This window comes from Chromobacterium sphagni (assembly GCF_001855555.1).
GTDB classification, from domain to species: Bacteria; Pseudomonadota; Gammaproteobacteria; order Burkholderiales; family Chromobacteriaceae; genus Chromobacterium; species Chromobacterium sphagni.
In genome coordinates this window covers 914,049-927,179 of sequence record NZ_MKCT01000001.1, presented here as the reverse complement: position 1 = coordinate 927,179, position 13,131 = coordinate 914,049, and the positions used below count along the sequence as shown (strand labels likewise).

Genomic DNA, 13,131 nt, shown 5'->3' with positions numbered 1-13,131 from the left:
CGCTTATTGCTGCTCAACGGGCGGCTCGCGGTCGCAGCCGCCGGGCTGGGTCGCCTCGTTGCGCAAACGCTGGTACTGCTTGCCGTCCCAACGCCAGACCGATTCGCAGAAACCGTTGCCGGTCAGCCGGATGTCATTGCGCGGATTGTCATCCGGGCTATTGGCGCCATCGGTCACCACCACCTTGGTCGCCGGCACGCCCAGACTGACGCGCAGATGGCCGTCGTCGTCGCGGTCGAAGGTCCAGATGCTCTGGCCGGTGTTGCCGGATGTGCAGTTGTCGCCGCCGCGGATCCAGATCTCGTTGTGGTCCTCATCGTGCGACTTGCCATAGGAACCGCTCAGGCGGAACGGCGTCCGGCATTTCTCGGTGACGAACCCCCAGTTGTCCTGGTCCTTGACCACATAAGTCATGCCCAACCCGGCCAACACCTCTTTCAAGTCGGCATCGGACAGCTTGTTGCCGTCGTCGAACAATGCGGCATTGGCGTCGGCGGGAGGCTGGTTGGCAGCCGTGCTCTGGTCGTCGCCTTCATCGCCCGGCCCGGAGTCGTCGACGCCGGCATCGGACCAGCGCTGCCAGCGCTTGCGGCAGCTGTCGTCGGCGCACTGGTACTTGCCTTCCTTGTCGTCGAAGACGAAGCGATAACGCTGCTTGTCGTTGCCGGCGGTCAGCAGCAGCGGATAGTAGCCGTCGCCGGATCCGGCCTCGACGCGGTAGTCGAAGCGCTGCTCGGCCTCGTCCGGCAGCTTGCCGAACAGCTCGCCGGCGATGTTCTCGATCTGCTCCTTGCGCGCGGCCAACAGCAGCGGCTCGCCGCGCCGGCTCGTCATGCCCTCCAGCAGCCAGCCCATGTCGCCCTTGCCGCTCAGTTGCAGCAGCCGGACATCGGACGGCGCTTTGCGGGCATCGTCGAGGAAGGACACCAGCCGGGTGCTGGCAATGACCTCATGGCTGTCGCCATTGACGATGACCGCGCCCAGCAGACTCCAGAGGTCGAGGTCGCCGGTCTCGGTCGGCATGGTGCGGCCATCGGCGCCGGCCAGCAGATACAGACGCGGACCGGCGGCGCTGTCGACGCGGTCCAGCTGGATGGGTTTCATGCAGAAATCGAAGTCGCTGGCGGTATTGGTCCAGCAATGCTGCTTGCCGTCATAGGCATCGTGGCCGTACAGCTTGTCCATCAGTTCGTCGGCCAACCGGCGATTCTGCTGGCTGCCCAGGTCCAGCCGCTCGACGCGGCCGTTGCTTTGGTGCAGCACGCGGTAGGCGGCAAAAATCAGGCCCAGCAGCACCACGCCCGTGATCGCCAGCGCGATCCAGTGTTTCTTGTTCAATTTCACGGAATATCCTTGGAAAGTCCCAGACAACGCGGCCGCAGGCCTGCGGCCGCCGTTTTATTCGCCGCCGCAGCCGCCGGGCTGGGTGGCGATATTCTTCAGGTGCTGGTACTGGCTACCGTCCCAGCGCCACACCGCTTCGCAGAAGCCATTGCCGGACAGCCGCAAGTCGTAGCGGCCGTTGTTGAGATCGCCGGTCACCGCGGCCTTGGTCGCCGGCCCCCCCAGGTTGGCGCGCAGATGGCCGTCTTCGCCGCGGATGAACAGCCACACGCTCTGGCCGGTGGCGCCGGAGGTGCAGGCGCTGCCGCCCTCCACCCACAATTCGTTGTGGCGGTCCTTTTCATCGCTGGGGTAGGAGGCGCTCAGCTTGAACGGCTGGCGGCACGGCCCGGTGACGAAGCCCCAGTTGTCTTGGTCCTTGACCACGTAAGTCGCGCCCAGAGCGCCCAGCACGTCCTTCAGGTCGGCGGCCGACAGCTCGGCGCCGTCGCTGAACAGCGCGGCGTTGGCGGTGGCCGGCGGCTGAGTCGACTGGCTATCGTCGCCTTCTGCTTCGCCCGCATGCTCCGGCTGATATTCCGGGATGCCCTGCTGCTTGCGGCAGGCCTGGTCGGCGCAGACATAGCGCCATTTATCGTGGTCGAAGCGGAAGCGGAAGCGAGCGACGACCTTGTCCGCGTTCACCGTCAGCAGCAAGGGGTAGACCTTGGCATCGGGTTGGCTGGCGTCGGGCTGGTAGTCGAAGCCCAGTGTCTCGGCCATGCTCTCCGTCTTGCCGAACACCTCGCCGCCAATTCCCACCACCTTCTTGCCCTTGGGCGCGAATAGTTGCGGATAGCTGGTGGTGATGCCCTGATGCTCATCGCCGCCCTCGGTGAACCAGCCCATATAGCCGCTGGATGACAACTGCAACAGCCTCACCTCTGCCGGCGCGCTGGCGAAGCTGTTGCTGAAAGACAGCTCGCGGTTGCCGGCAATCAGTTCGTGGCCCTTGGCGTCGACCACGAAAGCCCCGACCAGCGCCTCGCTATCGACATGGCTGCCATCGGGCCGGCTGGCGCCGGCGAACAGGTACCAGCGCTCCTCTCCGGCCGCATGCACGCGGTCCAAGGCCAGCGGCTTCATGCAATAGGTGGCCGAGTCCTCATCCTTGCTGGCCGCATGGTCGATGTTCCAGCACTTTGCCTTGCCGTCGTACGCGTCCTTGCCGTACATCTTGTCCATGATATCGCCGGCCAGTTGCCGGCCGGGATCACCGTCCAGCGCCAAACGCTCTACCTGCACCGCCTGGTGCGACTTCCAGTATTTCCAGCCGCCGAAACCGGCTGCGATCAGCAATGCCGCGGCGCCTGCCAGCAACGCGAGCTTTTTCTTGTTTTCCATATGATCTTGTCTCAATCCGGATGTATTGATGCCAATTGAAACAATAAACATCAATAAATTTGACTTGTCATTCTATCAGGCCGCATCAAAAGCGTGGATTGACTGGCGATGAAGGCAGGATGGACGGCCCGCCGGCGGAACCGCCGGCAGTCAGCAGAGGCTACGGCGAAATGACGCAGCGGCGGCGCGCCCCGCCGCTAGAGATCGGCGCCGTCGCAGCCGCCGGTCTGGGTCGGGATGTTCAGCAGATGGACGAAGGCCTTGCCGTTCCAACGCCACAGCCGGTCGCAAAAGCCGGCCGAGCCGACCCGCAGGTCGTGCACGCCGGCCGACACGTCCCGGGTGCGGCGCACATCGGCGGCCGGCATGCCTAGGTTGACGCGCAGGCGGCCGCCGCCATCACGGACGAAAATCCAGACGGAAGCGCCGGCCGCGCCCGAGGTGCAGCCATCGCCGCCGCGCACCCACAGCTGCTCCTGCCCGCCGTCGCGCTCGAAATGGGCGTCCAGCGGATAAGGCGCGTCGCAGCCGTTCTGGCCGATGAACCCGGCCGCGCCATCCTGCGCGACGTAACGCATGCCCAATTGGACCAGCACGTCGCGCAAATCGGCATCGGATAGCTTGCGCCCGCGGCCGAATAGCGCCTCGTTGGCGTCGGCCGCGAGCGCGGCCGGCTGCTGGGCGGTTTCCTCGCGCCCCGGCCGCATCGGCAGACCGGCGCGCACTCGGCAGTCCACGTCGGCGCAGACATATTCCCAGCGCCGGCGGTCGAAGCGGAAATCGAAGCTGGCCAGCTGCTTGCCCTTGCCGTCGCGGACGGTCAGCGACAGCGGGTAAACCCTGGCGCCGCCCTGGGCGCTGTCCAGCTGGTACGCGAACTTCAGCCCGTCGATGGCCTCAGCGTCGCGGCCGAACACTTCGCCGCCGATCGCCACCACCTCGTCGCCCCTGGGCGCGTAAAACTGCGGAAACTCCTCGGCCCCGCCGCCGGGCGCTGCGCGTCCGACCGCGAACCAGCCCATATAGCCGTCGCGGGACAATTGCAGCAGCTGCACCTGATCCGGGCCGGCGGCGCGGCGGTTGGAAAAGTCCAGCTCCCGGCTGCCGGCGATCGGCGCCAGGGTGTCGGCGTCGGCGACGAAAGCGCCGACCAGGCCGCTCAAATCCTCATCGCGCGCGCCGTCCTTGCCGCCGCCGGCGAACAGGTACAACCGGCGCTGGCGCCCCACCGCCACCCGGTCCAGCGCCAGCGGACTCAGGCAGTAATCGCCGCCGTCCTCGCGCAGGTAATGCCAGCAATTGCGCTGCGGATCATGCTGCTCGCTGCCATAAACCCGGTTCATGATTCCCGCCGCCTGCCGGCGGCCGCTGTCGTCGTCCAGCGCCAGCCTCTCGATGCTGACCTCGCCGCCGCCGCGCAACAGCCAAACCGCGGCCAAGACCACGACCGCCAGCGCGCCGACGCCGACGGCCAGGCGCAGCCTGGTCTTCCTTTCCATCCACATCCCCTTCACTGCCGCAATGTCCTGCGGACCTATTCGGTCCGAATGTTTTTTTGAATCCGGCGGCAATATTACCAATTCGGCCCGTTTTCTTCAGCGCAATAAAAAAGGGAGCCAAAGCTCCCTTGTTCATCTTTGTTAACGGTCAGACGCGCGCGAAGGCCCTGCCGGCGGCGGCGATGGTAGCCTCGATCAGTTCATCGGTATGGGCGATGGAAACGAAACCGGCCTCGTAGGCAGACGGCGCGAGGTAAATGCCCTCGTCCAGCATCGCGTGGAAGAAGCGCTTGAAGGCTTCGATGTCGCAACGGGTGGCTTCGGCGTGAGATTTGGGCGCCTGCGCGCTGAAGTAGAAGCCGAACATGCCGCCGACGCTGTCGCTGGACAGGGTGACGCCGGCCTGTTTCGCCGTGTCGGCCAGGCCTTGCGCCAAGCGGGCGGAGCGGCGGCCCAGCGTGTCGTGGAAGCCGGGTTGTTGGATCAGCTTCAGCGTGGCCATGCCCGCTGCCACCGACAGCGGATTGCCGGACAGAGTGCCGGCCTGGTAGACGGTGCCCAGCGGCGCGATTTTGCCCATGATGTCGGCGCGGCCGCCGAAGGCCGCCAGCGGCATGCCGCCGCCGACCACCTTGCCAAGCGTGGTGAGGTCGGGCGTGACGCCATGCAGACCCTGCGCGCAAGAGAGCGCCACGCGGAAGCCGGTCATCACCTCGTCATAGATCAACACCGCGCCGTATTGCTCGGTGAGGGCGCGCAGCGTCTTGACGAATTCCGCCGACGGCTGGATCAGGTTCATATTGCCGGCGATCGGCTCCAGGATCACGCAGGCGATCTTGTCGCCGATTTCGGCGAAGGTGCGGGCCAGCTGCTCCACATCGTTGTATTGCAGTACCAGCGTGTGCTTGGTGAAATCGGCCGGCACGCCGCCGGACGACGGATTGCCGAAAGTCAGCAGGCCGGAGCCGGCTTTCACCAGCAGGCTGTCGGAGTGGCCGTGGTAGCAGCCCTCGAACTTGACGATCAGGTCGCGGCCGGTGAAGCCGCGCGCCAGGCGGATGGCGGTCATCGTCGCCTCGGTACCGGAGGACACCAGCCGCACCTGCTCGATCGACGGCAACAGCTTGCAGATTTCCTCGGCGATCACCACCTCGCCCTCGGTGGGCGCGCCGAACGACAGGCCGCCTACAGCGGCGTCCTGCACCGCTTTCACCACCTCCGGATGAGCGTGGCCGACGATGGCCGGGCCCCAGGAGCCGACATAGTCCAGATACCGCTTGCCGTCGGCGTCCCAGAAGTAAGCCCCCTCGGCGCGCGTGACGAAGCGCGGCGTGCCGCCGACCTGGCCAAAGGCGCGCACCGGCGAGTTAACGCCGCCGGGGATCACTTGCTTGCCACGTTCAAACAGTTCCAGATTGCGGGACATGAGCTTTTCCTTGTCTGGCGGCCGTCTGGGCCGCGGAGTGAGATGAGGCGCGGTGGGGGATTGGGTCCACTGGGCTGGCCTTATTTTACATGATGACGGGAACCACGGTGGGGTGGGGCCGGATGGCGCGCCAAATTGCAAGATCGGCTGCCGTCCCGACCAGGACGCGACCCGCCTGGCCGGCATCGGCGCCGCGGCGGCAAGCCAGGCGTTTACCACTTGCGGTATGGATTCTTGGACAGATAGGCGTTGGTATAGCGCCCATCCTCCGTCACTTCCTCGCCCACCCACCGCGGCTTTTCAAACGGCGTGTCCTCCGCCGGCAGCTCTATCTCCGCCAGCACCAGGCCGGCGTTGTCGCCGAAGAACTCGTCCACCTCCCAAATAAAGCCGCCGTGCTCGATACGGTGGCGCAGCTTGTCCACCACCATCGGGCACATCGCCGCCATGATGGTCTGCGCATCGGCCAGCGGGATCGGGTATTCGAACTCGTGGCGGCTGACGTTGCTGATATTGCCTTTCAGCGTGAGCCAGGCTTGATCGCCCACCACCCGCACCCGCACCGTGCGCTCCTTCTCCACCGACAGGTATCCCTGCCGGTACTGCACCGCGGGAGCCAGTCCGCGCCAGGCGTCGCCGTCCACCACGAAGCGGCGTTCGATTTCCAATCCCATGATTTCATTCCTTTGCTTTGTCGGGGCCGGGCGGCGGGCAAGCGGCCTGCCGCTCCAGATAAAAGGTAAGGCTGCTGCGCTGCGGCTCCACCCCAGGCGCTTTGCCGTAGGGATACACCAGCTGCTGCAGGCCGCCCAGCAGCTGGCGGCCGTCCTCCAGCGCCAGCTGGCTGTCCAGCCGCTGCGCGCCAGCATCGTCGCGCCAGCTCAGCTGTAGATTGACCAGCGGATAAGCGTGTCCGCGCGGCGCCTGCAGCCGGCCTTGCGCGTCCAGTTCCGCGCCATCCTGACGGCGCGCAGCGTGGAAGCTGCCGTCGGCGGCCAGGCATAACGGCAACTGCCGCAACGGCTCGCCGTCGCGCTCCACGCTGAGCAGCAGCGCGGGCGGCAACGACGGCTGGGATGCAGGCGCGGCCTGGACCTGGGAGGCCGCCAGCAGCAGCCCGGCAAACACTATGCGCATCATGATCGGGCTACCTGTCAGAACGGCTTGACCACCACCAGGATCAGCACCGCCAGCAACACCAGCACCGGCAGCTCGTTGTACACGCGGAACCAGGCATGGCTCCTGCGGTTGGCATGGGCGGCGAAATCGCGGCACAGCTTGCCGCAATAGCCGTGGTAGACCACCAACACCCCCACCAGCGCCATCTTGGCGTGCAGCCAGCCGCCGGCGATGCCGAAGCCCAGCCACAACGTCAGGCCGGTCGCCAACGCCAGCAGACCCAGCGGAGTCATGAAACGGAACAGCTTGTTCGCCATCAGCAGCAGACGGTCGTATTCCGCCGGTTGCCGCGCCATGGCCAGGTTGACGAAGAGGCGCGGCAGGTAGAACAGGCCGGCGAACCACGACACCACGAAGAAGATGTGGAAGGCTTTGAGATAGAGATAGCTCACGGTGTGTCCGTAAATAATGAGGGATGGGCGATGGACTGCCGGTCTGGACCACGGTTCCCCCGGTCAGGGCGGATAGGCCAGCCGCAGCGCCTTGGGCAGTTTTTGCAGCACCAGCTGGCGCGAACGGGCGAGACCCTGGCGGATGTCGTCCGGCGTCAAGGCCTCGAGCGAGGCCACCTGCACCCAGCGCGCACGGGCCAGATACGGCGCCGGACGCACGCCAGGCAGGCCGCTCTGCATAAGAAACTGGTCGGCGTCCACCTTGTAGCTGAGCGTGTCCGCGCCGAACACCGCGAACATCTTGCCGCCGATGCTGGCCACCCGCTCGCTGCCCCACTTGATATCGAAGCTGGCGCCGGGCAGGCCGCAGGCGTACCGCAGCAATTCATCCAGCAAGGCGGCGGACAGGGCGCGCATGCTCAGCCCTTCTTCGGGGCAGCCTGGTACAACGGCCACACTTGAGCGATGTGCGACTGCAGATCGCGGATGCGGGTGGGGCCGGACGGGTGAGTGGACAGGAACTCCAGGCCACCGCCGTTGCCGGCCGCCTGCATCTTCTGCCACACGTTCACTGCGGCGTTGGGGTCGTAGCCGGCGCGCGCCATCAATTCCAGCCCCATGATGTCGGCTTCCGACTCCATGGTGCGGCTGTGCGGCTTGCTCAGCGTCACGTCGGTCACCATCGAGGCCAATTTCAGCTGGTCGGCGCTGAAGCCGGCCAGCACCCCCACCAGCGACAGGCCGATCTGCTGCGCGTACTCCTGGCTGAGGTTCTCGCGGGTGTGCTCGCGCAGCGCGTGCGAGATCTCGTGGCCGATCACCGCCGCCAGTTCGGCGTCGGAGAGCTTGAGCTGGCTCACCAGGCCGGAGTAGACCATGATCTTGCCACCGGCCATCGCGTAGGCGTTCATGTCGTCGGTGGCCAGCACATTCACTTCCCAGGGCCAGGTTTTGGCATCGGCGCGGAAGGCCGGGGTCTGGGCGATCAGCCGTTGCGAGATGCGCCGCACACGCGCGGTCAGCGCGGCATCGTGGTTGAGCCGTCCGGCGGCCCGGGCCTGGGCCAGCTGCTGGGCATAGGACTGCGCCGACATCTGCGCTACTTCCTGGCTGGACAGCAGCATGCTCTGGCTGCGGCTGACGCCCACCGCGCCGCCGCCGGTGGTGCTGACCTGCGCGCAGGCCGCCAGCAGCGCAGCCAGCCCCGCGCCGCCCAGCCAGCGTTTCCATAATCCGGACATGGCGGTCAGATCTCCACCATCTGGAAATCGTCTTTGCGCGCGTCGCAGTCCGGACAGGTCCAGTTGGGCGGCAGGTCTTCCCAGCGGGTGCCGGGCGGAATACCGTCTTCCGGACGGCCCGCTTCTTCGTCGTAAATGAAACCGCAGATCAGACACATCCAAGTACGCATCGCTTCGCCCTCGTGTTCGGATAAAATGAATATTCTAAATCGTGCCACCGCAATAAAACAAAAGAGGTTAGCCCTTGACCACTCCTTCTTCCCCTCCCGTGGTACTGACCCTGGCCGGTTCCGACCCTTCCGGCGGCGCCGGCATCCAGGCCGACATTCTGACACTCGCCAGCCTCGGTTGCCATCCGTTGTCGGTGATCACCGCCATCACGGTGCAGGACACCGTCGGCGTCAACGATCTGATGGTGCTGGACGCGGACTGGGTCAACGACCAGGCGCGCTTTCTGATGGAAGACATGCCGGTGGCGGCGTTCAAGATCGGCATGCTGGGCAGCGTGGAGAACGTCGCCGTGGTGGCGCAGCTGCTGGCCGACTATCCGGACATCCCGGTGGTGCTGGACCCGGTGCTGGCCAGCGGCGGCGGCCACGAGCTGGCCGACGAGGATCTGATCGGCGCCATGCGCGACATCCTGATCCCGCAGGTGTCCATCCTCACCCCCAACAGCCTGGAGGCGCGCCGGCTGGCCAGCAGCGATCCGGACGAGGACGAGGAGTTGACGCTGGACCAGTGCGCCGAGCGCATCCTGGCGCTGGGTTGCCCCTATCTGTTGATAACCGGCACCCATGAAAATACCAAGGAAGTGGTGAACAGCCTGTACAGCCCGGACGGCGTGGTGCGCGCCGACCACTGGGAACGGCTGCCCGCCAGCTATCACGGCTCCGGCTGCACGCTGGCTTCGGCCATCGCCGGCATGCTGGCCACCGGCCTGTTGCTGCCGGAGGCGGTACGCGAGGCGCAGGAGTACACCTACCAGACGCTGCTCAACGGCTTCCGCCCCGGCATGGGCCAGTTCCTGCCCGACCGGATGTTCTGGGCGCGCGGCGACGACGAGGACGGCGACGATGCCAAACCGGATTGAGGGGCTGTACGCCGTCACCCCGGACAGCGACGACAGCGAAAGGCTGCTGGAGCTGGCGGCGGCGGCGCTGGAAGGCGGAGCGCGGGTGCTGCAATACCGCGACAAGAGCCGCAACCCGGCGCGCCGGCTGTGGCAGGCCAATCTGCTGGCCAGCCTGTGCCGCAGCCGCGGCGCGGCCTTCATCGTCAATGACGACGTCCAGCTGGCGCTAGCGGTGGGGGCCGACGGCGTCCACCTAGGCCGCGACGACGGCGACATCGCCGCCGCGCGCGCGCGGCTGGGGCCGGCGGCCATCATAGGCGCGTCCTGCTACGATCAGTTGGCGCTGGCGCGGCGGGCGGCGGCGGCGGGCGCCAGCTACGTCGCCTTCGGCGCGGTGTTTCCGTCGCGGACCAAGCCCGGCGCGGTGGCCGCGCCGCTGTCGCTATTCGCCGAGGCGGCCGAACTGAAGCTGCCGCGGGTGGCGATAGGCGGCATCACCGCCGCCAACGCCGGCCAGGCCGTCCAAGCCGGCGCCGACGCCATCGCGGTGATAGGCGGCCTGTTCGAGCAGCTGGACCCGGCCGCGGCGGCGCGGGAACTGGCGGCGATGTTTCGCCCTGCCGCTGAATGATCCCGTCAGATGCGAATGCGGCACCGCAAATGGTAAAACCGTCCTTTTTCGCACAACAAAAGCATATTTCGCGCAGCGGCACCGCGCCGCCGCGCGCCATCCGTGTCGAAAGGATAGTTTTGTGAAAAGTGCAAGCGTCTTGCTGGCGGCAGCGGCGATATTGGCGGGCTGCGCCGCGCCCAAAGTCAAAATATCGGCGAATGCCGAAACGGCAATGGCCTTTACCGCCAAAGTCGGATCGAAGCGGCCGTTTTATACCAATCTGCACCGGGACTTCGGCCCTCTAACCTTGTATTGGCTGCAGGATAATCGCGGCGAAAAGACCCCGGTCGTATCGTCGAATGCCAATTACGCGGTCGGCCAATGCGTGACGCTGTGGCGCTCGTCACAAGACTCCTACCCCAAGATCTCCGCCGCCAACCGCGATTGCTCAACCCTGAAGCAGCAGCCGCGCAGTGTCGACACTTAACTATTACATATTACACCGTTCAGGACTGGGGCGCGGAACGGATGTACATCTTCAATATATGGATAACTGGCTGGGCCTGAGCGATAACCAACTGCTGGGCGCCAATTATTGGGGCGCGCCGGAAAATAGCTATGTCAGCGGCAAATCGAAATATCTGACCTACAAGCGGGTTTCCCCACAGGGCCTCTATCGGTGTAAAACCACCTTCGAAGTCCAGAATGGCGTCATCTTCAATTACCATGCCTATGGCAACGACTGCTGGTAACACCCGCGCAGCGTATCCAACCATCACGGCCGGCCTTGCGCCGGGCCTTGCGTTCACCGCAGTTCCACATCCGCCAGCCGGTAGGTGCCGCCGCGGTCTTCCTGGCAAAACACCCGGGCCTTTACCCTGACGGCGCGGCCCTTGAGCCGGGCCATGTCCGGCTGGCTCAGCGCCAGGCTGGACACGCGCTGGCCGCCGCAGGCGGCGCCGTCGTCGAAGCTCGCCGGCCGGTCCAGCTTCAGATGGTAGGCCTGGAAGAACGTGCCTTCGGCCTTGCTGCCGGAGTGCAGCGGGCCGATCACGGTGCCGCTGAGCGTGACGGGGGCGTCGCCGACGACATGAACAACCTGGCCGGCGCAGTGGCCGGCCAGGCTGATGGCCAGCAGAACGCCGGCCAGCAGGGTATTGCAGAACTTACTCATCCCGATGAATCTTCTTCAGTCCATTGTTTTTGTCAGACTTGTGCCGCCATTTCAGCAGGCCTGATCCTGTCCGACAATCGGGGTTATCCCGACTATGGCGCAAAACAAACAAAAAGCCCCCACCGGATGACAGGGGCTTTGGGTCGATGGCTATCCCGTTTCAGGCGTTGGCCTTGCGGTACAGCTGGATCAGCCGGCTGGTGGAGCTGTCGTGCTCGGCCCGCGGCAGCTTGCCGGTGAGTTCGCCGTGAATGGTCTTGGCCAGCTGCTTGCCCAGCTCCACCCCCCATTGATCGAAGCTGTTGATGTGCCAGATCACGCCCTGGACGAAGATCTTGTGCTCGTACAGCGCGATCAGCGAGCCCAGGTTGCGCGGGTCCAGCCGGCTCATCAGCAGCGTGTTGGTCGGGCGGTTGCCGTCGAACACCTTGTGCGGCACCAGATCGTCCAGCGCCGCGCCTTTCAGCCCCTGCTCCGCCAATTCGGCGCGCGCCTCGTCGGCGGTCTTGCCGCGCATGAAGGCCTCGGCCTGGGCGAACACGTTGGCCAGCAGGATCTCGTGGTGGCCCGGCAGGCTGGAGCGGTTTTCCAGCGAGGCGATCAGGTCTATCGGCGAGATGTGGGTGCCTTGGTGCAAGAGCTGGAAGAAGGCGTGCTGGCCGTTGATGCCGGTTTCGCCCCAGATGATGGGCGCGGTTTCAAAGTTGACCGGCTGGCCGTCCAGCATGGTCTTCTTGCCGTTGGACTCCATGTCCAGCTGCTGGATGAAGGCCGGCAGCCGGTGCAGGTATTGGTCGTACGGCGCGATGACGTGGCTGCCGCCGCCGTAGTAGTTGATGTACCAGACGCCTATCATCGCCAGCAGCACCGGCATGTTCTGCTCGAACGACGCGTTCTTGAAGTGCTGGTCCATGATGTGGGCGCCGTTCAGGAGCTCGGTGAAGTTCTCCTCGCCCAGATACAACATGATGGGCAGGCCGATGGCCGACCACAGGCTGTAGCGGCCGCCCACCCAGTCCCAGAATTCGAACATGTTTGCCGGGTCGATGCCGAAGTCCGCCACCGCCTTCTGGTTGGTGGAGACGGCGACGAAGTGCTTGGCCACCGCCTTTTCGTCGCGGGCGCGCGCCACGAACCATTCGCGCGCGGTCAGCGCGTTGGTCAGCGTTTCCTGGGTGGTGAAGGTCTTGGACTCCACCACGAACAGCGTGGTCTCTGGATGCACCTTCTTCAGCGTTTCCTTCAACTGGGCGCCGTCGACATTGGAGACAAAGTGCATGTTCAGCCGCGGGTGGGCAAACGGCTTGAGCGCGCTACAGACCATCAGCGGCCCCAGGTCGGAGCCGCCGATGCCGATGTTGACGATGTCGGTGATCGGCTGATTGGTATAGCCCAGCCAGTAGCCGGAACGCACCGCGTGAGCGAACTTGCCCATCCGCTCCAGCACAGAGTTCACCTTCGGCATTACGTCCTCGCCGTCAACGAAGATCGGCGAGTTGGTGCGGTTGCGCAGCGCCACGTGCAGCACCGAGCGGTTCTCGGTGCGGTTGATCTTGTCGCCCTTGAACATCGCCTTGATCTTGGCCGGTAGGCCGGCTTCGCGCGCCAGCTGCATCAGGCCCAGCAGGGTGGCATCGGTGATGCGGTTCTTGGAATAGTCGAGGAACAGTCCGCCCACTTCCAGCGAATAGCGTTCGGCGCGCTCGGGATCGGCGGCGAACAGCTCGCGCATGTGCAGATGCCTGGCCTCGGCAAAATGGTCCCACAGCGCTTGCCAGGCCGGCAGCTCGGTCAGCTCACTCATGACG

At 65.5% G+C, this 13,131-nt stretch carries 16 protein-coding genes; 4 read left to right on the top strand and 12 right to left on the bottom strand.

Going from position 1 to position 13,131, the window contains the following annotated elements:
* Window positions 1-3: 3 nt before the first annotated feature.
* From BI344_RS04515 to BI344_RS04470, 10 genes are all read right to left on the bottom strand, one after another.
* Complete coding sequence (locus BI344_RS04515) at window positions 4-1,344, bottom strand: hypothetical protein (RefSeq protein WP_071111726.1); 1,341 nt, start codon at window positions 1,342-1,344, stop codon at window positions 4-6.
* A 54-nt stretch (window positions 1,345-1,398) separates the two neighbouring features.
* Entirely contained in the window at window positions 1,399-2,727 is a 1,329-nt protein-coding gene (locus BI344_RS04510; RefSeq protein WP_071111725.1) for a hypothetical protein, read from the bottom strand.
* A gap of 197 nt (window positions 2,728-2,924) precedes the next feature.
* Window positions 2,925-4,226 carry a hypothetical protein gene (locus BI344_RS04505; RefSeq protein WP_139166884.1) on the bottom strand — a complete coding sequence of 434 codons (1,302 nt, stop codon included), beginning with the start codon at window positions 4,224-4,226 and terminating at the stop codon, window positions 2,925-2,927.
* Window positions 4,227-4,374: 148 nt separating this feature from the next.
* The gene (gene hemL / locus BI344_RS04500) at window positions 4,375-5,652 is read right to left on the bottom strand and encodes a glutamate-1-semialdehyde 2,1-aminomutase (protein ID WP_071111723.1); all 1,278 of its coding nucleotides are present in this window, start codon (window positions 5,650-5,652) and stop codon (window positions 4,375-4,377) included.
* Window positions 5,653-5,864: 212 nt separating this feature from the next.
* Window positions 5,865-6,326 carry a CYTH domain-containing protein gene (locus BI344_RS04495; RefSeq protein ID WP_071111722.1) on the bottom strand — a complete coding sequence of 154 codons (462 nt, stop codon included), beginning with the start codon at window positions 6,324-6,326 and terminating at the stop codon, window positions 5,865-5,867.
* A gap of 4 nt (window positions 6,327-6,330) precedes the next feature.
* On the bottom strand, window positions 6,331-6,792 hold the full coding sequence (locus tag BI344_RS04490; protein ID WP_071111721.1) for a hypothetical protein: 462 nt from the start codon (window positions 6,790-6,792) through the stop codon (window positions 6,331-6,333).
* Window positions 6,793-6,806: 14 nt separating this feature from the next.
* Complete coding sequence (locus tag BI344_RS04485; RefSeq protein ID WP_071111720.1) at window positions 6,807-7,223, bottom strand: CopD family protein; 417 nt, start codon at window positions 7,221-7,223, stop codon at window positions 6,807-6,809.
* Window positions 7,224-7,286: 63 nt separating this feature from the next.
* Entirely contained in the window at window positions 7,287-7,640 is a 354-nt protein-coding gene (locus BI344_RS04480) for an MmcQ/YjbR family DNA-binding protein (protein WP_071111719.1), read from the bottom strand.
* 2 nt (window positions 7,641-7,642) lie between these two features.
* On the bottom strand, window positions 7,643-8,464 hold the full coding sequence (locus BI344_RS04475; RefSeq protein ID WP_071111718.1) for a M48 family metallopeptidase: 822 nt from the start codon (window positions 8,462-8,464) through the stop codon (window positions 7,643-7,645).
* A gap of 5 nt (window positions 8,465-8,469) precedes the next feature.
* On the bottom strand, window positions 8,470-8,634 hold the full coding sequence (locus BI344_RS04470; protein ID WP_011133707.1) for a rubredoxin: 165 nt from the start codon (window positions 8,632-8,634) through the stop codon (window positions 8,470-8,472).
* Between the two features lie 74 nt (window positions 8,635-8,708).
* Between BI344_RS04470 and thiD the strand changes: the two genes are divergently transcribed.
* The 4 genes from thiD (at window position 8,709) to BI344_RS04450 (ending at window position 10,901) form a co-directional block, all read left to right on the top strand.
* The gene (gene thiD / locus BI344_RS04465; RefSeq protein ID WP_071111717.1) at window positions 8,709-9,554 is read left to right on the top strand and encodes a bifunctional hydroxymethylpyrimidine kinase/phosphomethylpyrimidine kinase; all 846 of its coding nucleotides are present in this window, start codon (window positions 8,709-8,711) and stop codon (window positions 9,552-9,554) included.
* Window positions 9,538-10,167 (top strand): thiamine phosphate synthase, encoded by a 630-nt coding sequence (gene thiE, locus BI344_RS04460; RefSeq protein WP_071111716.1) that lies wholly within the window; start codon window positions 9,538-9,540, stop codon window positions 10,165-10,167. The genes thiD and thiE overlap by 17 nt, the downstream gene beginning before the upstream one ends.
* A gap of 121 nt (window positions 10,168-10,288) precedes the next feature.
* Window positions 10,289-10,636, top strand: a complete 348-nt coding sequence (locus BI344_RS04455) for a hypothetical protein (RefSeq protein WP_139166883.1) — start codon at window positions 10,289-10,291, stop codon at window positions 10,634-10,636.
* A 58-nt stretch (window positions 10,637-10,694) separates the two neighbouring features.
* Complete coding sequence (locus BI344_RS04450) at window positions 10,695-10,901, top strand: hypothetical protein (protein ID WP_071111714.1); 207 nt, start codon at window positions 10,695-10,697, stop codon at window positions 10,899-10,901.
* 53 nt (window positions 10,902-10,954) lie between these two features.
* On the opposite strand, the gene BI344_RS04445 is transcribed toward BI344_RS04450, so the two are convergent.
* Together BI344_RS04445 and pgi are read right to left on the bottom strand one after the other, a co-directional pair.
* Window positions 10,955-11,323, bottom strand: coding sequence for a hypothetical protein (locus BI344_RS04445; protein ID WP_071111713.1), 369 nt, complete (start codon window positions 11,321-11,323; stop codon window positions 10,955-10,957).
* A gap of 160 nt (window positions 11,324-11,483) precedes the next feature.
* Window positions 11,484-13,127 (bottom strand): glucose-6-phosphate isomerase, encoded by a 1,644-nt coding sequence (gene pgi, locus BI344_RS04440; RefSeq protein ID WP_071111712.1) that lies wholly within the window; start codon window positions 13,125-13,127, stop codon window positions 11,484-11,486.
* Window positions 13,128-13,131 lie beyond the last annotated feature (4 nt).